Below are 20,440 nucleotides of genomic sequence, written 5' to 3'. Positions count from 1 at the left end.
CTGCATTGAGCATGATTTTAAACCACTCCTCATCCCTGCCTTCTCCTCTGAGAGGAGAAGGAGCAAACCCAGCCCTCACCCAACCTAACTCACTGATTATTATGCAATACCCCCTCCCAGCCCCCCCCTTATCAGGGGGAGGAGCAGAACAGCACTTCCCTGAAACGGCACGGCGTAAATGCCAGTAGACCGCATTCAGAAGTGACGCTGAGCAAGAGGTGGAAAACCGCGCGGTAGTTTGCGCGGGTTGGAATCCCGCAGCGAGGGAACCGCCTAAGCGGCGGCACTTCGCGGCGAACACCGTGGCCGCTGGAACACGTCCATTCCAAACCTGCGAAGCCTCGATCTCACAGCAATAAAAACGCAGGGTTCCAAGGGAGGCGCGTTTACGCCTCCCTTGGTCGGTGTGGGCCGACGCCCACGGTTTTGAATTTGAATTTAAAGATTTAAAGCAGGTTTGGGCTGCAGGCCCAAGGTCTAGGCCTGCCGCCGAGGCAAAAACATCACCGTTTTTCGAACGGTTGCTCCAACACCATGGTCTGCGTCTGACTCAGACTAATATCCGCATTCCTCAGTGCCTTGAGGATCTCATACAGCAGGTCACTCTTGGTGCCGCTGACCATACGCGGGCTGGCGACATAGCCGGTAACACTCAGCACAATGCCATTCGGGCCCAGCTCTTTGAAGCTGACGGAAGGCGCTGGCGTGTCGAGAATCGACTCGTGCAGCTCGTAGCACTGCAACAGCAGCGAGCGCACCTGCTCGGGGTCGATGTCTAGCGGGAAGGTCAGCGCGATGGTGGCTACGCCCTGCGCGTTGCCCATGGTGGCGTTACGCACGTTTTGCGAGATGAACTGCGAGTTCGGCACAATCACCGTTGAACGGTCACTCAGTTGGATCTCAGTCGCACGCACGTTGATCCGGCGGATATCCCCCTCGACGCCGCTAATGGTCACCAAGTCCCCTACTTTCACTGGGCGCTCGGTCAGCAAAATCAAACCGGAGATAAAGTTCTTCACGATCTCCTGCAAGCCAAAACCGATACCTACCGACAGCGCACTGACAATCCATGCCAGACGGTTCCACTCAATGCCTAACGTGGAGAGCGTCAGCAGAATGATCAGCACATAGCCGACGTTGGTGAACAGCGTCACCAGCGAGGCGCGCATGCCGCGATCCATGGCGGTTTTTGGCAGGAAGTCGTTATCTAACCAGCGTTTGGCCGAGCGCAGCACATACAGGCCAACCGCCAGACAGAGGAAAGCGTTAACGGCGTGAGCAGGAATGATATTCATCCCTTCCAGCCCTTTTCCGCCCCAGATATCCACCACTTTGCTCAGCAGCTCTATCGGCGTGGTGGTCCCGAAGGTGCCATTGAGCAAGGCCACGGCAGCAAACAGGATCAGCAGGGTTTTGCCCACGGCGGCGAACAGCGTGGCGGCCAGCGACAGATGGCGCTCATTGACGCTCAGGCTGCTTTTCAGCAACTTGCCGGTGGAGGTATTTGGCGAGAAGAAGCTCTCGCTAAAGTCCACCACCAGATGAATCATCAAGTACAGGCCGGTCAGAACCAAACCCACCCACAACAATTCATAGGTTAGGAAACGGGCCAGCGGAATATAACCAATCAGCAGCGCCGCGAGGATGGCAATGGCGGTGATGCTAATAGCCATGTGGATCAGACCGGCCAGCGTCGAACGGGCTTCGGGCTGCTCGCCGCGTGCTAGCAGGTGGCGGCGAACGCTGTTAACACGCATTGGCGTGACAAGACAGCTGGCTGCAACCAGAAAAGCTGAAAGGCCATTACCGAACAGCGTGGCTGAAACGCTGGCACCCACCAGATTGTTCACCTCTTCGACCACGCCGAAGATAAGGATGAAGGCGCTGAGTGTTATCGGGAAGGAGGCCAGCGTATTGGCGATAGGGTCCGCCAACCCCGGCAGACGCCACGAAGGATGCTTGGTCGAGAGCAGTGCCGAGCCTAAACCGGCCACCAGCGCGGAGAAAACCACGAGGCCGATCAGCGAGTTGGCGAACTCCAGCAACGCCTCAGAGGTGTCCGGCAGGCGCACAAAGAACTGGAACAGCGAGGTGATGCTTAGCCATTGGGTGATGACCACCACCAGCGTCACAATGGTCGCCAGCAGGCTGCGGCGCAGACGGCCACCGGGAAGCCAGCGCTGAAGGATCCAGTTCAGCGGCTTATCCAGTAGGCGACGCCCCAACAGACCAATCCCCAGCGCCAGCAGCAGATAGAACGCAGAACCTACGCGGAACTCAGGCTGCCAAGCTTGGTCCCAGGCGGCGCTGATCTGCGAGCCAAAATCGGCGAAGCGCGCGCGGTCATTGTCCTGCGGCTCTAACAGCGCCATCCAGAAGTTCTTGCTCAGAACGCTGCCTGTGTTCAGGGCGATTTGGGTTTTCAACGTGTCGCGGCGCAGCCCGCCAATCTGACTAGAGAGGTTCTGCGCGCTGGTGCGAATGGCCGTGGCCTGCTCATTTTGCGCATCGAGCTGAGTTTTGCTGGTGTTCAGCTTATTACGCTGGCGCACCACTTCACCGGTTTCAGGCAAAGCTCCCGCCGCAGGGGCCGGGCCGAGGACATCAAGCTGGGCCTGCACCTGAGCACGCATTGGCCCAAGCGCGGCAATCAGCTTGTCGGCGTCATCCACAATCGCCAGCGCATCGTCATTTAAGCCGTTGAGCTTTTTCTCGGTTTTGGCCGACGAAACCTGCTGTTTGGTGGTATCCAAGCGTTTTTGCAGCGCGGTCAACGTGGCGGGCACGTTGATTTTTACCGGCTCGGGAGCCGCGTTGGGATCCGCCGCCGATGCGCTGATATCGGCCGCATCACCGTTGTTGGCCGCCCATGTCGCCATTGGTGCCATAAACAGCGTGGCTAACAGTGCCCACACCACGGGCGCTTTAAAGAATTTATGCATAAAGGAATCTATCCGACACTCGGGGGAATTATTATTTTTTAGAATAGTGATAATAGCGATTATTGATGCGGAAAATATCAGGTTTTTTCTGGATCGCAACGAGAAGGAAGAAAAATCACCCAGAATGCCAAAAAGAGCGGCCTCCAGCGGTTTGTAACGCTGGAGGCAAAGATCGTTTAGATCACCCCTGCTTGCCCAGCATCAGGCGCAGCAGGCCGACAGCGTCAGCCTCCGGCAAGGCCAAAATGTTGGAGTAGAGGCTGATGGAGATGTCACACACCTTGGCGCGATCAACGCTCGCCGCGCCTAAATCGTTAAACATCTGCAACTGGTCGCCGTAATCCTGATGCAGCTTCTCGCGCACTGGCACCATTAGCGCCTGAGCTTTCTCGGCGCTCACTGTAGTTGGCTGGGTTTTCTGCCCGCTGCCACTGGCCTGAAGCAGGTCATTCATGGTGTCGAGGTCTTTTTTGAACAACTCAGGCGACAGCACCTGCGCCGTGTTCACCCCGCCGCTGATTTGTGGATACAAGAATTTAAAGCAGGTGCCGTCATGGCGCGCCTGTAGCTCCTGCATCTCTTGCAGACTGACCCGCATCGCCGCCAACACGTTGGCGTCGGGCGCGGTATTCATTCGCTGGGAGATTAAGGCCGACACCATCGGTTTGACAGTATCAATCGCCTCTTGCTGGGTTTTCCCCTCTTCTCTCAAGCGCAGAATATTACTGCGGATCTGCTGGTACAGTTCTGGCTCTTGCTCATTGATGGTCTTGAAGATAGGCAGTTCGCCCAGCGCGTGGTCAATTTCCGCCGTCTGACTGGAAGCCTGCATGCGCGGTTTAATCAGCCCCGCGTAGAGTGCGTTGCCGCCAATAACCAACACCAAAAATAGGATAATGGCGGGCGTTTTACCCAACTTGCCCTTCTTGTGCAGCGCGGCAAGTATTGCGGCAATCACCACTCCGCTCACTCCCCACACCATCACTTCATTCCAGTTCATCAATGGTTTCCTTTTTTTGGTCAATTTGCGCCACGGCGTCGCGGCTGGCGTCGGCTCGGGCTTCGCCGTGTAATTCGCTCAATTTACCAGAACGCATTTCCAACAGGCGATCGGCATGTTCGAAATAGTGGTCGTCATGGCTGATCGCCAGTACGGTTTTGCCCATATCGCGCAGCAACGGCAGCAGCTCGCGATAGAAAGTCCGGCGGAACTGTGGATCTTGGTCCGCCGCCCATTCGTCGAGCAGTAGGAAGTCACGCCCCTCGCAGGCCGCCAGCAGCAGCGCGACGCGTTTACGCTGCCCCTGCGATAGCTGCAAGTTGGTGACTCTGTCGCCGTCAAATTGTAGCTTCTCTTTCATATTCAGGCGCTGCAACCACACCTCCACCAGCTCGGGATCAGGCGTGTTGCCGTCGGCGGACATCAGGCGACCAAACAGGTGGAAGTCGGTGAACACGGCGGAAAACAGCTGGCGATACTGCTCCGGCTCGCTGACGGGCACGCCGTCGAGCAGGATCTGCCCCGAGCGCGGCTGATACAGCCCGGTCAGCAGCATCGCCATGGTCGACTTGCCGCTGCCGTTGCCGCCAATCAGGAACACCAGCTCGCCGCGTTTAATGGTCAGGTTCAGCGGACCCACGCCAAACCCGGCCTCCTGCTCTTTGTCGCCATAGTTGAAGGTCAGGTCACGCAGCTCCAGCGTCTGCCAGCTCTGGGTTTTTGGCGTGGCGGCAAACTCAGGCTGGTAAGGCGTTAAGCGCAGGCCGTTGAGCTTGCGGAATGCCACCTGTGCGCTGAGTAAGGTCGGCAAAGCCCCCACTGCTTGCAGCAGCGGCGTGCGCAGGAACAGCAGCGTCAGGGAGTAAGTGGCGGCGACGTTGGTATCAGACCAGCCCAGCGTATTGGCCATAAAGAACACCAGCCCAATCGCGCCGAGCATCATAATGTTCGACCAGTTCACCGCGCTAAGGTGGAAGGTGTCGGCACGCACGATGTGGTGACGGTAGCTGGTGGCGTCCTGCACATACTCTTCGTCATACAGTTTGCGGGCGCGCTCGCGGTTGAGCGCCAGCTCTTTGCGCCCGTCGATCACCATCTGGTAATCCTTTTGCAAACGGTCTTCCGCTTCGCGCACGTGGCTCAAATGGCGGTAAACCCGCGAAACCAGCGAGAAGCCGACCAAAATGGTCACCACCAGCCACACCACGGTGACCAGCAGCATTTTCGGCGAGAGAAACGCCAGATAAGCCGCGCAGCCGAGAGTCAAGATAATGCCCTGCACCAGCTCCGGCAGGCGCACAAAGGCCAGCGTAATGGCGCGGATATCGCTGCTCAGGCTGGCGAGCAGCTGCGCGTTGCCAATCTGCTCAATGCGCTCGATGTCAGTATCCAGAATGCGTTTGATAAATTGCCCGCGCAGGCGGTAGATGAAGTGGTGGCCGAGCGTGGTGAGCGCCAGCTGGGAGCCAAGGGTCACCACCATCAGTAGCAGCAAGAAACCGAGGAATTCCGGCAGCACGGCAAGGGAGGCTTCAGTGGTTTCAATTAATTTCAGATTGATAAAGGCAATCAGGCCAATCCCCAGCGCCGCACTGGCCAGGCTCAGTGCCATTACCGCCAGAAACGGCCAGCGATACTGCTTAAACACTACGCGTAACAACTCCATAAAATCTTGTTTCCCAGAAAGTCGACCAATACAGCAAAGATATGAATAGCTGGGCAGTTTAATCAGCAGTGAATCGATATCAAGAATAATTCTCATTATTCCAGCAAGCCTCGAAGAAAAAGAAAAAAGCTGACAGCCCTGCGCGCAGTTCCTAAACTTCTGTAATGGATAAAGAACATGAACTTCGCCGAAGTAAACGTAATGCGCTGGGGCTGCTGCTGACGGCCGCCGCCCTGTTTGTTGTCACCCTCTTTTTGCCGCCCAATTTCTGGATACTTGGGCTGAAGGCCATTGCCGAGGCGGCGATGGTCGGCGCGCTGGCTGACTGGTTTGCGGTGGTGGCGCTGTTTCGCCGCGTGCCGGTGCCGTTTATTGCCGGACACACGGCGATCATCCCCAAGAACAAAGACAAAATTGCCGATAATTTGGCGATTTTCGTACAGGAGAAGTTTCTGGCACCGGAGTCGATTGTCGAGCTGATCCGCAAGCATGATCCGGCGCGGATGATTTCTGACTGGCTGAATGCCCCGGACAACGCCCCGCGCTTCGCCCATTATCTGGTCAAGATGATGCGCGGCTTTCTCGAGTTCACCGACGACCAGCGCATCGCCCAGTTGATCAAACGCGCGCTGTTTCGGGTGATCGACAAAATTGACCTGTCGCAGTCGGTAGCCACCATTTTAGAGAGCCTGACCAAAGACGGGCGGCATCAAGCTTTGCTGGATCAGGCGATGGACCAGCTGGAAGCCCTGCTCGCCAAGGAGAGCACGCGCAGCTTTATCTCGACTCAAATTGTTAACTGGATGAAGCGCGAACACCCGCTGACCGCCAAGCTGCTGCCCACCGGCTGGCTGGGGCGCAACGGCGCGGATATGGTGTCGAACGCCGTCAATTCGGTGCTTGATGACATGGGCAATGACCAGAGCCACGCCTTCCGCAAAGGCTTCGACCGTTCGGTGCAGAAATTCATCTGGACGCTGCAAAACGACCCCGCCGCCGCGCAAAAGGCCGAGGAGATTAAGCAGTATTTGAAGAATGACGAAAAACTGAATGATTACTTGATGCAGCTATGGAGCGACATGCGCGGCTGGCTGAAAGAGGATTTGGACAGCCCTAACTCGCGGGTGCGGCTGAAAATTACCGAGTCGGGACAGTGGCTGGGGCAGGCTCTGGAGCAGGATGAGAAGCTGCGCGCCTCACTGAATCTGCAGATGGAAACCGTGGCGGCGCGCATGGCGCCTGACTTCGCAGAGTTTCTCACTCGCCATATCAGTGACACGGTGAAAAGCTGGGATGCGCGGGATATGTCGCGGCAGATTGAGCTGAATATCGGCAAGGATTTACAGTTTATTCGTATTAATGGCACGCTGGTGGGCGCCTTTATTGGCCTGATTCTGTACCTGCTGTCGCAGCTGCCGGTGGTGATGCCATGGGTGCTGGCGAGGCTGTAAAAACTCCCCCTGAACAGGGGGAGTGAGCCGGTTTATTTCACCGTTTTACTGAAGGCGTCCACTGCCAAAATGGCGTTTGCCACATCTTCCGCCGACAGATTACGATTCAAGTTGCCGAGGGTATCGCCCTCGCCTCCCGCCAGCTTGCCGACTTTCACCAGATTCTCGTAAGACTCTTTCTCAAGATGCATCTCTTTGAGGGTGGTCGGCATATTAATGGAGCGATAGAAGCGAATGTAGCGGGCAATCTCTTCATCCGGGCGCTGCTCCAGCACCATCTGGGTCAGAGTGCCGTAGGCCACTTTCTCGCCATGGGTCAGGTGGTGGATGTCGCCGGAAACCGCGGTAAAACCGTTGTGAATGGCGTGAGCCCCGGCCAGCCCGGCGTTTTCAAAACCCAACCCGGAGAGCAAGGTGTTGGCCTCCACCACGGCTTCCACCGCCGGAGTGACCAGCTTCTGCTCGACGGCGGTATAGGCACTGTAGCCGTAGGTCAGCAGCGTCTTCTCACAGGCTTCGGCAATCGCCATACCCGCAATCGTCGGGTCCCCGCCGACCATGGAGTGCGAGTGGGAACGCAGCACGGCCTGCGCTTCGACGAAGGTCGCCAAGCCGTCGGCAATCCCTGATGCAAACAGCCGCACCGGGGCCTGCGCGCAGACGTGGGTATCCACCAGTACCAAGTCAGGGTTCTTATTGTAGAAACGATAAGTGTCGAACACCCCTTCGTCAGTGTAAATCACCGACAGCGCGCTGCACGGGGCATCGGTGGAAGCCACGGTGGGCACAATCACCACGTTTTGCTTCAACTCATCGGCAATGGCTTTGACCGTGTCCAGCGTTTTACCGCCGCCCAGCCCGACCACTACCTGCGTCCCTGCTTTGCGCGCAATGGCGGTCAGCCGGCTTATCTCATTCGCCGAGGCTTCACCATTAAATTTTTCGAAGTGAAATTCGACTTCGGCCTGCTTCAACGAGCTTTTGACGCGCTCGCCGATCAGCCCCCAAACCAAGTCATCAGCTATCAGGAAGGATTTTCCACCCAGCGCCGGGAGATAGCCGCCAAGTTCGTCCAGTACGCCACTGCCTTGTACGTATTTTCGAGGTGAAGAGAAGATAAATTTACTCATGATAAAAACCTCTTTCCATTGAAAAACCTACCCTGAGCCTAGTCGGTTCTGCGCCAAAGTCACATTATTAAATCTAATAACGATCGCATGGGAAGCTAAGAATTTCGGGCAGAAAACGCGTTCTTTTCTGCACGCGAGAAATGAGGCAACTTCAACTCTTTTTATAAAGTTTCAACTATCGAATCCATCAATTAAAGCGGCTTTCACTTATCAATGGATGCCGTAGAATGCATCGCATTGGCAGCACGATGTAAGCAGTTGCACAAGGTCAGCTCGCTGTTAGCCATCCTGTTTAACTTTTCATTTTAAATTTAATAAATTCCGAATTTACTGGTGCGCCAATCGAGATATTGCGCCAGACATGCAGGAATTGGGGGATAACATGTATAACTTCCAGCGCTACCAGGCTAAAGAATTGGCACTCGCCTACATGAGCGGCAAATCACACGATTTCTCGCCACAAGAATTTTTGCAGCAAGTGAAAAAGATGGAGAAATCCTTCGACAGCCTGTTGAGAACCGGCCAAGAGCCTTCTCAAAGAGAAGTTCTGGTGAAAGCGTTCTAAGAATCATTGCGTGGGTCTCCTGTGTCGGGTTACCAGCAAGATAAGCTTCTGATTCACCTGCGAATATAGAAGTAAAAAATAGAAGTAAAAAAAGAAGCCCCGCTCGCGAGAGACGGGGCTTTCTTATTTCTGCATCGCCAGAAACTTAGCTCATCTGGCGGTCATCAATGTACTTACGCTTATCCGGGGCCGGTGGGAAATACTGGTACAGCCAAGTTTCCGACAGCGCGGTATTGCCCGAGCGCAGGAACATGCGCAGCTCAACCGGCGCGACAGAATCGCTATCCGGATACCAGTCGAACAGGATGCGGTAACCATCGAACGGCTGCACGTAGAGGATTTCGATGTTTTTAATCTTACCGGCAGAGACATTAATCACCGGTTCGATGCCTTTATCGGCATAGGCTTTCAGCTCGCCACCGATGAAATCCACCGCGAAACGGCGCGCCCAGACATCAGGATAGTGCTCGCCCGGCGCCCAACCTTCTGGGAAGCCGCCCATGCCGGTGCGGGTGGCAAGCACGTTGGACAGCGGACTGCGCTCTGGCGGCTCGCTGCTCCAGTAAAGCTTGTAGCTGAAGGTGAAATTATCCCCGGCCTTGACCGGCTTCTCCGGCTGCCAGAAGCAGACGATGTTATCCAGCGTCTCACCGGTGGTTGGGATCTCCAGCAGGTTAATCGCCCCTTTCCCCCAGTTGCCGACCGGCTCAACCCACAGGCTCGGACGCTTGTTGTACCAGCCAATCACATCCTGATAGTTGTTGAAGTCGTGGTCGAGCTGCAACAGGCCAAAGCCTTTCGGGTTTTCATCGGCAAAGGCGTTGAACTGCAGCTTCTGCGGGTTATTCAGCGGACGACAAACCCATTCGCCGTTGCCGCGCCACATGGCCAGACGATCCGAGTCATGGATTTGCGGGTGAATGGTGTCGCAGCGGCCGCGCTCGCTGGTGCCGCAGCTGTACATGCTGGTCATTGGCGAGATGCCGAGCTGCTTGATGTCCTGACGCGCATTGAGGTGCTTTTCGATTTCCATCACTACGCGCGTTGGCTCGCAGTGAATGATGAAACGGTAAGCGCCGGTGACGCTTGGGCCATCCAACAGGGCGTAAACCGTGAAGGTGGTGTCGCCAGATTTTGGCGTCTCGAACCAGAAGGCGGTGAAGTCCGGGAACTCTTCCGGCTGGCCGACAAAGGTGTCGACGGCCACGCCTCGGGCGGATAAACCATACTGATAAGTGTCATCTACCGCGCGGAAATAACTCGCGCCCAAGAATGACACCACGTCGCGGCGGGTCAGTTCAGGAGCTTTGTTGACTTTGAAACCAGCGAACCCGAGGTTGGTGATCCCCTCCAGTTGCTTGGTGTCGACCCCGGCGTTGTGATACTGGAACAATTCAGGGCGGAAGTGGATCTCACGCGCCTGTTTTTTGTCGGCATCAACGGAGTACATCTGCACACGGCGCTTAAAGCCCATGCCGACGTGGAACAGCTCAACGTCAAGCTGACGGTTTGGCAAGTCATGCCACAGGGAGTGCGCGTGATCGTATTCAATGGCGTTGTACGCCTGCGGCGTCAGCTCTGCCAAGGTTTTTGGTAGAGGTTGCGGCGCGCCACCGTAAGGCTTCGACGCAAGGGAGCTCGCCATCTTTTGCAACACGGAGAAGTCAAAAGACGTTGCACCACCGTCCGCGACATTCCCCTGTGCTGCCTCAGCAGATCGCGTGAACACTGATGCCATTGCTGGCACCCCGCAGTAGGCGGCAAACGCCATTGACGCTTTAATAAATGCTCTTCGTTCCATGCCAGAGGGTTTCCTGTGCCGGGCAAGTCAAGTTATCCGCAGCGCCGTCGCACCGAAAGGCATGTTGCCGGAAGTGGCACATAAGGGCATCTGCGGGATGTAAAAATACGACCTTAAGGCTAACGTAAAATTCACATGGCGAGTACCACAAAATTGAATGCTTTCAGCTAAAAATAGCTTGCACAGAACGCGGGCTTGCGGCATGCCAAAGCTGCGCCATACGGGGGATGAGCGATAATTTGAGCGTTTTGATCTCGCCAAAGATGCGGCCCCTTTTTAACGTTCATAAAAGCAGCAAAAAGCGGCTTTTTAAGAAGATTCCGTGACCACTCAAGTTAACAAAACGTTATGAATTAATGAATTATTGCCTAAAGCTCAAGACGAAACGCCGCCTTGCGATATTGCAGCGGCGTACGGCCAATCAGCTTACGAAAACAGGTAATAAAATAGGGAGTATCGGTAAAGCCGCACTGGTTCCCCACCTCTTCTATGCGCATATCGGTGGAGCGCAGCAGCTCACAGGCCCGTTTGATGCGCCGCGTCGCCAGATAGTCCACCACCGAGCCGCCGGTTTCTTGGCTAAATACTCGCGAAATATAGCTTTGCGACAGGCCAATTGCCGTCGACAGCTCGGCAAGCGAAAACTTCATCACGTAATTCTCTTCTATCCACTGCATCACTTTGGACGCCGTGGTGCGGCTGACGGTTTTGCGTTTCACCTGCTGCTCGGGCATGAACTCCATCAGTTGCAATATCATCATGGCGATATCTTCCCACTGCGGCGTGGCGGCCAGCTGCAGCCGCTGGAAGCTCTCGAGTATGGTTTCGATATGCTGAGCGTTGTCTGCTAAATCAAAGATATGCGCGTCGCTCTCTGCGCCCCACAGCCGCGAGAAGTGCGCACGGCGCTGGGGGAAACAGCTTAAAAAGCCGTCCAGCAACTGGTGGTCAAGATGCACGGTGGTTCTGATGTAGTGGTTTTTCTCACTCTGCTCGACAAACACTTTGTGCAGCTTAAAAGGCGGGAAGACAAACAGCCTGCCGGGGCGCAGCGTGTACTGTTGATTATCAACAATCACAATCCCGTAGCCCTGACTGATAAACAGCATTTCCAGACATTGGTGCCAATGAAAGTAATTGGCGCTGCCAATGCTCATTCGATTAAAGGAAATCTGCCGATCATTTAACGCAATGCGTTCGAGAAAGTCTGTTACCGCCATAACCCTCTCCCTCCCGATGACAAGAAATTAAAATTTTTAAGTCGATTTTTATAATTTAGGCCTATTTGCGGCCTGAAGAACAATCTCAATTTAAAAAAATGCACTGTTCTGCGACTCACATAACAATCGGCCAAACCAGATTCTCTATATTCCAATGGCAACCAACGCGCCAAACGCCGTGACTGAAATAGCGTAAAAATAGAATTGAAATAATGTTTCATATACTTAACGCCATTATTTGCTAAGCCCTTTCGGGGGAAAGGAATATCGAATGAATCAGGTGAAAATCATGAGTGAAAATCCGCTGCGTACTCGCCAACAGGTGAAAGATCTGCTGGGCGATATGCTGTCTGCCGTCGCGCCTTATACCGAAGAAGGCAAAAGCGGCATTGACCTCGGTCACTCCACCACCCATTACGGTAAACAGATAGCGAAGATGGAAGCCCTGTCGCGCATGCTGTGGGGCATCTTTCCCCTGCTCGCCAATGGCGACGAGTGTGAAAACCTGTCGTTTTACCTCACCGCCATTCGCAACGGCACCAACCCCGAGCACGCCGAATATTGGGGCGAGATCCACGACTTCGACCAGCGCTGTGTAGAAATGGCCGCCTTTGGCGTTGGCTTGGCGCTGCTGGACAAAAGGCTGCTGGCCTATTTCAGTGACGCCGAACAGCGCAACCTGATTGCCTGGCTCAACCAAGGCAAAGACGCCACCATCCCTAATAACAACTGGAACTACTTCCCGATTATGGTGCAAATGGGCTGCAAACAGGCCGGTTTGCCGTGGGACCGCGAGGCCGTCGAGGCCCGTTTCGCACTGATGGAAGCCTATTACCTCGGCGACGGCTGGTATTCCGACGGGCCGGGCCGCCCGCGTGACTACTATGTGTCGATGGCGTTTCACTACTACGGCCTGCTCTATGCCAACCATATGGCGGATGTCGACCCCAACCGCTGCGCCGAATTGCACCAGCGCGCGACCCAGTTCGCCGGAGATTTCATCACGCTGTTTTCCGCCGAAGGAGCCGCCGTACCCTTTGGCCGCAGCATGACCTATCGCTTTGCCGAAGCCGCATTCTGGAGCGCCGCCGCCTTTAGCGGGCTGGAGGTGTATTCCCCCGGCGTGATCAAAGGCATTGTCCTGCGCCACCTGCGCAGCTGGCTGAAACAGCCGATTTTTGACCGCGACGGCGTGCTGAGTATTGGTTATCACACGCCAAATCTGGTGATGGCCGAGGATTACAACGCGCCCGGCTCCCCTTACTGGGCATGCAAGCTGTTTCTGGTGCTGGCGTTGCCCGAAAGCCATGCTTTTTGGCAGGCGGAAGAGCTGCCTTTGCCTCAGCTCAACAGCCCGCACTGTATTCCTCACGCCAATCAAATATTGCTGCGCGACGCGGCGCAACAGCACGTGGTGATGCTGACGTCAGGTCAGCTGGAGCTGAATAACTTCGTCAATACCGAGGCGAAATACACCAAGTTTGCCTACTCCAGCCAGTTTGGTTTCACCCTCGACCGTGGCCGTTTTGGCCTTAATCACGCGGCCTGCGACTCGATGCTGGTGCTGTCAGAAGGCGATGGCTACTACCGCGGACGCCGTGGCTGCGAAGAGACGGTTACCCGCCAAGAGGTGATCTACTCGCGCTGGAAACCATGGCACGACGTGGAAGTGAAAAGCTGGCTGTTCCCCTGCGGCGAGGGCCATCTGCGTTTGCACCATCTGACCAGCGCCCGCGCACTCGACGCCGTCGAAGGCGGCTTCGCGGTGATCCATGACCGCCAGACGCAGGTGCAACTAGATGAAAATAGCTCCTCGAGCCGGATAGTCGCCTGCAACGGCTACAGCCAAATCGCCGACGTCGGCGTGGCCACGTCGCGCGAGGCGACAAGCGTGGTAACGCCGCCCAATAGCAGCATTATGTTTGCCGAAACGGCGGCCATTCCGCTGCTCAAAACCGCCCTTTCCCCCGGCTCGCACTGGCTGATCTCCGCCGTGTTTGCCTCTGCCGATGTATCAGCTATGCCAAAAGTCCTACCCCGCGTAATTCGCGGTGAAAGCGAGATTGAGATCCACTATCAGGGCCGTCACTGGACCGTCATCCTTTAATTATTCGGTTGTCAGGAGTCAGTATGAAAACAATAAAAACAGCCAGTAAGTCTGCTTATTACAAAATGAGCAGTTTCATCTTCCTCTATTTTTTTACGTGGTCCTCTAGCTTTGGCTTATATGCGTTATGGCTGGGACAAAAGGCCGGATTAGACAGTATGGATATCGGCGCGGTATTTGCGATTAACGGCGTCTTCGCCGTGGTCATGAAACCGGTCTATGGCTACATCATGGATAAAATAGGCATGAGCAAAAGCCTGCTTTATTTCGTGGTGATTGTCTCCGCCATGATGGCTCCCTTCTTTATTTATGTTTACCAGCCGCTGCTGGAATCCCATTTAATGACCGGCATTATTATTGGCGCGCTCTATTTAAGCCTTGGCTGGTACGCTGGTGTCGCGGCGTCGGAATCCTACGCCGATCGCTTTAGCCGCCTGTACAGCATGGAGTTCGGGCAGATCCGCATGTGGGGATCGCTCGGCTGGGCAGTGGCCGCGTCGTTTTCCGGCCTGCTGTTTAACCTCTCTCCGGCGTGGAACTTTAGCCTGAGCAGCCTGAGTTCGCTGCTGATGCTCGGCGTGCTGCTGTCGCTCAAAATTGGCGACGCCGAGATGCGCAATAACAATGTGATTTCGCAAGACAAAATCGTTTTCAGCGATGTGATTCTGCTGCTAAAAAATCGCAAATTCTGGATGTTTTCACTCTACGTCGCCGGTGTGGCTTGGGTGATGTTTGTCGCCGAACAACAGTTCTCGCGCTATTTCGTCACCTTCTTCCCGACCAAAGAGCAAGGCAACGCCATGTACGGCTACCTCAGCACCGTGCAGTCCGGCACTGAGTTCCTGATGATGATGGTGATCCCTTTCTTGGTGAACTATTTCGGCGCTAAAAAAGGCTTGTTGATGGTGGGCGTGGTGGTCGGCGTGCGGCTGATTGCTTCTGGGTTGACCAATGACCCGCTGATTATTTCGATTATCAAACCCTTCTATGGGCTGGAAATCGCCCTGATTCTGGTCTCAGTTTTCAAATACATCGCCGAGCATTTCCATAAGCGGGTCAACGCCACCATGTACCTGCTGGGTTATCAGGCGATGATTTATGTCGGCTCGATTGTGGTCGCGCCGCCCGCGGGCTACTTCTATGACCGCATCGGCTTCGCCCATACCTACCTGATCATGGGCGGCATCGCGCTGTGCTTCACCCTGATTTCCGCCTTTACCCTGTCAGCCTGCCACAGCCGCCGCAATGGCGTGGTTCAGGCTCCGACGCCCCCGGAGGTTAACGCCGCCGCGCCTTTAACTCCGGTAAAACACTAATCTGCGACTCGATTGCTAAGGGAGAAATGATGACCGTAACCATAACCAAAGAGAAGCTGCTGCCGGTTGAGCTGAACCAGTTGGACAAGATTGCTCTTCGCCAGCAGTTGGCCGAAGCCCGCCAGCGGGTGCTGAAGAAAATCGACCGCAATAGGGTGAAATTTGCTGGTAAATTCCCGGCAGAAACCTGTGAAAACAACCACTTTTCCTTGACCGAAAACGTCGAATGGACCACCAGCTTCTGGAGCGGGCAGCTGTGGCTGGCGTGGGAGATGACCGGCGAGGAGAAATATCGGCTGGCGGCGGAGCAGCATATCCAGTCCTTCGGCAACCGCATTGCGAATCGCATCGACACCGCCACTCACGACTTGGGCTTTCTCTATACCCTCTCCTGCGTCAGCGCGTGGCGACTCACCGGCAACCGTGAGGCGCGAGGTTTCGCCCTGCTGGCAGCCGACGCCCTGATGGAACGCTTCAACCCACAGTCGGGGATCATTCAGGCGTGGGGCGATCTGCGCGACCCGGAACAGGCTGGCCGGATGATCATTGACTGCAATATGAACCTGCCGCTGCTCTATTGGGCCACGGAGCAAACCGGCGAACCGCGCTACGCCGAGGCCGCGCGCCGCCATGCCCAGCAGGCCGCCAACTATATTGTCAGGCCGGACGCCTCGACCTTCCACACCTATTATATGGACACCGTGAGCGGCGAGCCGCGCTTTGGCAATACTCACCAAGGCTATGCCGACGACTCCTGCTGGTCTCGCGGGCAGGCTTGGGGGATTTACGGCTTCCTGCTCAGTTATCGCTATACCGGCGATAAAGACATGGTGGAGTTGTCGCGGCGACTGGCCCACTACTTCCTCAATCGCCTGCCGGAAGATGACGTCTGCCACTGGGATTTGGCGCTGCTTGGCACTGACCAGCCGCGCGACAGCTCGGCCGCCGCCATCGCCGTGTGTGGACTGCTGGATTTGACGCAGGCCCTGCCCGCCACGGATGAAACCCGCGCCTACTATGAGGAGATGGCGCTGCGCATTATGGCGTCGCTGACCGCCAATTATCTGGCTGCCGATGAAGAGGATTGTGACGGCTTGCTCAAGCATTCTGTCTACCACATGGCGAGTGGCAAAGGAGTAGATCAGTGCTCAAGCTGGGGCGACTACTTCTATGTCGAAGCACTGGTGCGCCTGACACAGTGCTGGAAACCTTACTGGTAAACTCTGCGCAACACCTCGAGGCGGCTGAGGCCGCCTTACTTCTGCCTGATCCCCACCTCTTATGCCAGAAATGCGAGCCGGATCTCACTTATAAATTCAACCTCACCCGCCAAATGCCGATGACTATAGATGGCGTTTTTTCGTCACGGCAGGGTTAGCCGCTGGCCACCCCTGATTGTTGAAGTGTGCAAAGAAGACCTAGCGTGCGTGGCCTGTACCCTATGCGCCCAGAGTTGTCGCACATGCAGGACTAACAGAGCGGAATAATATGGATACCTTTACCACGGCGCTTCCCGGTACAACCGAGAAGCCAGCCACCTCTTTTATCAGCAATATTCGCCTGATCACCTTGGTCAGCACCATTCTCGCCGGGATCCTCATTCTGTTTGCTCTTTCCATCGGCACCTCGAGTTACTTCCTCAAACAGAGTAACGACGCGCTGGAGAACGCCACGCAAGAGCTACAGATTCGTTTGGCGCTGTCCAACAGCTCAAACCATCTGCGCACAGCGCGTTTACTGTTGATTCAGGCCGCCGCCGCCGCGCGCGTCAGCGATCAGGACACCTTTGAGAAGAACATTGCCGAGGCGCAAGCCCGCATTAAGCAGTCACAAGATGCCTTCAAACAGTACATTAGCCGCCCGCATCAGACCGAGACTGACCATGCCCTCGACGAGCCGCTAAAAAAATCTTATGACAATTATCTCAAGCTGGGCATGGCGCCGATGCTGGAGTCGGCCCGCCAGTCCCATTTTGAAGAAGTGATTTCACAAGAAGCCGAAACCCTGCGCGGGCTGGATCAGGCCAACAACGCGCCGCTGCTGGCAGCCATTACTTACCGCACCGACACCGCCAATCAGATTAACCAGCGCGCCCACGCCGACGCCAAGCTGGGTTACGCCCTGATGGCAGGCGCATTTGCTCTGGCGCTGCTGCTGACGGTTATCACCTACTTCATCATGCGCAAAGTGATCATCACGCCGATTAATCGCCTAGTGAAGCGCATTCAGCACATCGCGCAGGGAGATCTCACACAGCCTTCCGACATCGCGGGCCGCAATGAAATTGGCGTGTTGAGCATCAACGTTGACCATATGCAGAGTTCGCTCGCCAGCACGGTGCTGACCGTGCGCGAAGGCGCGACCTCGATTTACCAAGGCTCTACCGAGATTGCCAGCGGCAACACTGACCTCTCCTCGCGCACCGAGCAGCAGGCCGCGGCCTTGGAACAGACCGCCGCCAGCATGGAGCAGCTCACCGCCACGGTAAAACTCAATTCGGAAAACGCCCATCACGCCAGCAAACTGGCCGCCGACGCCTCCGAGAAAGCGCAGAAAGGCGGAGATATCGTCGCCAGCGTGGTCAGCACCATGGAAAACATCTCGCGCAGCTCGACCAAAATTGCCGAAATCACCAACGTTATCAATAGCATTGCCTTCCAAACCAACATTCTGGCGCTGAACGCTGCGGTTGAGGCAGCCCGCGCCGGTGAGCAGGGTCGCGGCTTTGCGGTGGTGGCAAGTGAAGTACGTAATCTGGCACAGCGCAGCGCGCAGGCCGCCAAAGAGATTGAACAGCTGATTGAAGAGTCGGTGGACCACGTGGGTGAAGGCAGCCTGCTGGTCGGCGACGCGGGCGACACAATGTATGAAATTGTCACCGCCGTCAGCCATGTGACTGATATTATGGATGAAATCGCCTCCGCCTCGGATGAGCAGAGCCGTGGCATCAGTCAGGTGAGTCAGGCGGTATCGGAGATGGATGGCGTCACCCAGCAGAATGCTTCATTGGTGCAGCAAGCCTCTGCGGCGGCGGCATCGCTTGAAGAGCAAGCAGAGCGCCTGACGCAGGCCGTCGCAGTGTTCCGTCTGGATAGCAAAGTGGCTGCCACCGCGCCCCGCCGCCCAACGCTGGCCTTGGTGGAGCCGCTGAAAGAGAGCAAGCTGGCGACTGATAACCAGAACTGGGAAACCTTCTAAGCATCATTTCGCTTAGCGCCATAAACAAAAACACCGGATGCAGTCTCCTGCTCCGGTGTTTTTTATTTTTAGCCTGAAGCTAAAGCGAATTATTCTTTGCTGGATACGCGAGGCTCAACGAAGGTACCGTCTTTGCTGTCGGTTTCGTTGAAGAACCAGATCCCGGCTGGGTAATCTTCCAGAGAAACCAGATACATCACGCCTTCGTAAAACTCTTCAATTTCCAGAACCTTGCCTTCACGGCGCGGGCCGCCGTCGGTCTTAACTGTCACCAGATCGTTAACTTTCATCGAGTTACCCCGTTATTTTCCATGTTGTTGATTGTAGTACAGAGCGCCTTAAAAGGCATGCGGCATAAACTTTGGCGAAGCTTTTAACGCGAATAACTCGCGACGGGTAAAGGCTTTGGCAAAGTCCAGACGTAAAAAAACCCGCATATGCGGGTTTTTGTAATCTTCGTTAATGTGCTGTAAACAGCGCAAAAGCGAGATTAGATAGCGGTAACGTTAGCCGCAGACGGACCTTTAGCACCGTTCTCGATAGAGAACTGTACATTCTGGCCTTCAGCCAGGGTCTTGAAACCTTGATCCTGGATTGCAGAGAAGTGTACGAACACGTCTTTGCTACCATCAGCAGGAGTGATGAAGCCAAAGCCTTTAGACTCGTTAAACCACTTAACCTGACCTTTCATCATAGACATAGGAATTACCTTTAAAAAATAAATTTAGCCACCATGGGCATGTTATAGCCGGATTTCAGTCGTTACTTATGGAGGCACTAAGAAGGAAATTCGTCAGATCAGGGTTATCGAGGATAACGCTTTAAATTTGAACCACTTTACTCAGGATGTCGTGCATAAATAGGTCTGTACCACAGGCCGGAACGTATTTACTCATGACTGCCCCCTAATAGCAACTCTTTTTATCTAATAACCTGCCTAAAGTAACCAAAATGGCGCATTAATCATCAATACGCTCGTTCTGCATACGATTATTTGGTTTTTTATCAATAAGTTGAGATCGAAGCGTAGGTAACTGCGTGCCACAATGGTCGCAAAAACGGGCATCTAATTCATGGCCGATGTGATGACAATGGCGACAAGAACGCTGCTCGCGCCCTTTTTGCAGTTCCTGTGACATATAAGCCGTTAATATCCCGGTAGGAACCGCAATAATCGAATAACCCAGCAAAATCAAAATAGAAGCCAGTACGCGGCCGAGCGGCGTGTGCGGGGTAATGTCGCCATACCCCACTGTAGTAAGAGTGACCACCGCCCAGTAGACCGAGGTCCCCAGCGAGGTAAAGCCGTCGCGCCCTCCTTCTATAGCAAACATCAATCCGCCGAACAGACAGAGGATAATAGCCACGAAGCCGAAGAACAGGGTTAGCTTGTGCCGCGCGCGCATCATGCTGCGCCACAGCACGCCCGCCTCATTCATATAGCGCAGCAGCTTGAGCACCCTCAGCACGCGCAAAATTCGCATCAGGCGAATCAGCACCACCATATCGCCGGTGCTGACCAGCGACGGGAACAGCCAGAGAATATAGAGCGGCAGAATGGTCAACAGATCCACCAGCCCGAAGAAGCTCAGCGGGTAGCGCTCTTTGCTGGGAGTGGCAAAAATGCGTAGCACGTATTCCACGGTGAAAATCGCGGTGAAGCCCAGCTCGATCAGGCCGAAGAACTGCATGATGTTGGGCGTATGGGGGAAAAGAGTGTGCGCGCTGGATTCAAAAAACAGCGCAATCACGCTGAGAATGGCGGTCAGAACCCAAAACGCCTCCATGCGCCGCCCGCTGTGCGTATAGTTATCAAACAGCAGCTGGTAGCAGCTCCTGCGCAGCAACGCGATAGAACGAAACCGATGTGCCATAACAATGCTCATCCTGAGAAGATAATGGCTCAAGAATAGCTATTTTCTGGCTAGAAAACCTATTCTCGCGCCCTGCCCGGCTTATTTAGCCAAATTCAAACATAAAAAAACGCCGGTTATCCCAATAGATAAACGACGTTTTTGTTTTCAGATCACGCTCTGACTTCAGA

At 55.1% G+C, this 20,440-nt stretch carries 15 protein-coding genes; 6 read left to right on the top strand and 9 right to left on the bottom strand.

What is annotated here, in order from left to right; all coding sequences use genetic code 11:
- Positions 1-503: 503 nt before the first annotated feature.
- The 3 genes from GEAM_RS06105 to GEAM_RS06095 form a co-directional block, all read right to left on the bottom strand.
- Complete coding sequence (locus tag GEAM_RS06105; RefSeq protein WP_034789504.1) at positions 504-2,942, bottom strand: DUF3772 domain-containing protein; 2,439 nt, start codon at positions 2,940-2,942, stop codon at positions 504-506.
- 181 nt (positions 2,943-3,123) lie between these two features.
- Positions 3,124-3,942: a hypothetical protein gene (locus GEAM_RS06100; RefSeq protein WP_034789503.1), complete on the bottom strand. Its 819-nt coding sequence runs from the start codon at positions 3,940-3,942 to the stop codon at positions 3,124-3,126.
- A complete protein-coding gene (locus GEAM_RS06095; RefSeq protein ID WP_034789526.1) occupies positions 3,929-5,608 on the bottom strand; it encodes a multidrug ABC transporter permease/ATP-binding protein in 1,680 nt (559 codons plus the stop codon). Before GEAM_RS06095 ends, GEAM_RS06100 begins: the two co-directional genes overlap by 14 nt.
- Before the next feature lie 164 nt (positions 5,609-5,772).
- On the opposite strand from GEAM_RS06095, the gene GEAM_RS06090 reads away from it, so the two are divergent.
- Positions 5,773-7,059 (top strand): DUF445 domain-containing protein, encoded by a 1,287-nt coding sequence (locus GEAM_RS06090; RefSeq protein WP_034789502.1) that lies wholly within the window; start codon positions 5,773-5,775, stop codon positions 7,057-7,059.
- Between the two features lie 32 nt (positions 7,060-7,091).
- On the opposite strand, the gene GEAM_RS06085 is transcribed toward GEAM_RS06090, so the two are convergent.
- A complete protein-coding gene (locus GEAM_RS06085) occupies positions 7,092-8,189 on the bottom strand; it encodes a glycerol dehydrogenase (RefSeq protein WP_034789501.1) in 1,098 nt (365 codons plus the stop codon).
- Positions 8,190-8,571: 382 nt separating this feature from the next.
- Here GEAM_RS06085 and GEAM_RS06080 point away from each other — a divergent pair, with 382 nt between their 5' ends.
- Positions 8,572-8,754 (top strand): hypothetical protein, encoded by a 183-nt coding sequence (locus GEAM_RS06080; RefSeq protein ID WP_034789500.1) that lies wholly within the window; start codon positions 8,572-8,574, stop codon positions 8,752-8,754.
- A gap of 145 nt (positions 8,755-8,899) precedes the next feature.
- Here GEAM_RS06080 and GEAM_RS06075 read toward each other — a convergent pair whose 3' ends face one another.
- Together GEAM_RS06075 and GEAM_RS06070 are read right to left on the bottom strand one after the other, a co-directional pair.
- Positions 8,900-10,555, bottom strand: coding sequence for a glucan biosynthesis protein D (locus tag GEAM_RS06075; RefSeq protein ID WP_034789499.1), 1,656 nt, complete (start codon positions 10,553-10,555; stop codon positions 8,900-8,902).
- 368 nt (positions 10,556-10,923) lie between these two features.
- Entirely contained in the window at positions 10,924-11,775 is an 852-nt protein-coding gene (locus GEAM_RS06070; RefSeq protein ID WP_034789498.1) for an AraC family transcriptional regulator, read from the bottom strand.
- A gap of 271 nt (positions 11,776-12,046) precedes the next feature.
- Between GEAM_RS06070 and GEAM_RS06065 the strand changes: the two genes are divergently transcribed.
- From GEAM_RS06065 to GEAM_RS06050, 4 genes are all read left to right on the top strand, one after another.
- Positions 12,047-13,882, top strand: coding sequence for a DUF2264 domain-containing protein (locus GEAM_RS06065; RefSeq protein WP_034789497.1), 1,836 nt, complete (start codon positions 12,047-12,049; stop codon positions 13,880-13,882).
- Between the two features lie 23 nt (positions 13,883-13,905).
- The gene (locus GEAM_RS06060; protein ID WP_034789496.1) at positions 13,906-15,198 is read left to right on the top strand and encodes an oligosaccharide MFS transporter; all 1,293 of its coding nucleotides are present in this window, start codon (positions 13,906-13,908) and stop codon (positions 15,196-15,198) included.
- 29 nt (positions 15,199-15,227) lie between these two features.
- Positions 15,228-16,418 carry a glycoside hydrolase family 88 protein gene (locus tag GEAM_RS06055; protein ID WP_034789495.1) on the top strand — a complete coding sequence of 397 codons (1,191 nt, stop codon included), beginning with the start codon at positions 15,228-15,230 and terminating at the stop codon, positions 16,416-16,418.
- Positions 16,419-16,686: 268 nt separating this feature from the next.
- Positions 16,687-18,396, top strand: a complete 1,710-nt coding sequence (locus GEAM_RS06050) for a methyl-accepting chemotaxis protein (RefSeq protein ID WP_034789493.1) — start codon at positions 16,687-16,689, stop codon at positions 18,394-18,396.
- Positions 18,397-18,485: 89 nt separating this feature from the next.
- Here GEAM_RS06050 and dsrB read toward each other — a convergent pair whose 3' ends face one another.
- From dsrB to GEAM_RS06035, 3 genes are all read right to left on the bottom strand, one after another.
- Positions 18,486-18,686, bottom strand: coding sequence for a protein DsrB (dsrB, locus tag GEAM_RS06045; protein WP_034789492.1), 201 nt, complete (start codon positions 18,684-18,686; stop codon positions 18,486-18,488).
- A gap of 200 nt (positions 18,687-18,886) precedes the next feature.
- Positions 18,887-19,096, bottom strand: a complete 210-nt coding sequence (gene cspE, locus GEAM_RS06040) for a transcription antiterminator/RNA stability regulator CspE (RefSeq protein WP_034789491.1) — start codon at positions 19,094-19,096, stop codon at positions 18,887-18,889.
- Between the two features lie 259 nt (positions 19,097-19,355).
- A complete protein-coding gene (locus GEAM_RS06035; protein WP_051899423.1) occupies positions 19,356-20,270 on the bottom strand; it encodes an ion transporter in 915 nt (304 codons plus the stop codon).
- Between the last annotated feature and the right edge of the window lie 170 nt (positions 20,271-20,440).

The organism is Ewingella americana ATCC 33852 (assembly GCF_000735345.1).
Lineage (GTDB): Bacteria > Pseudomonadota > Gammaproteobacteria > Enterobacterales > Enterobacteriaceae > Ewingella > Ewingella americana.
Note: the sequence above shows the minus strand (reverse complement) of the source record. Positions and strands in the feature narration are given on the sequence as shown.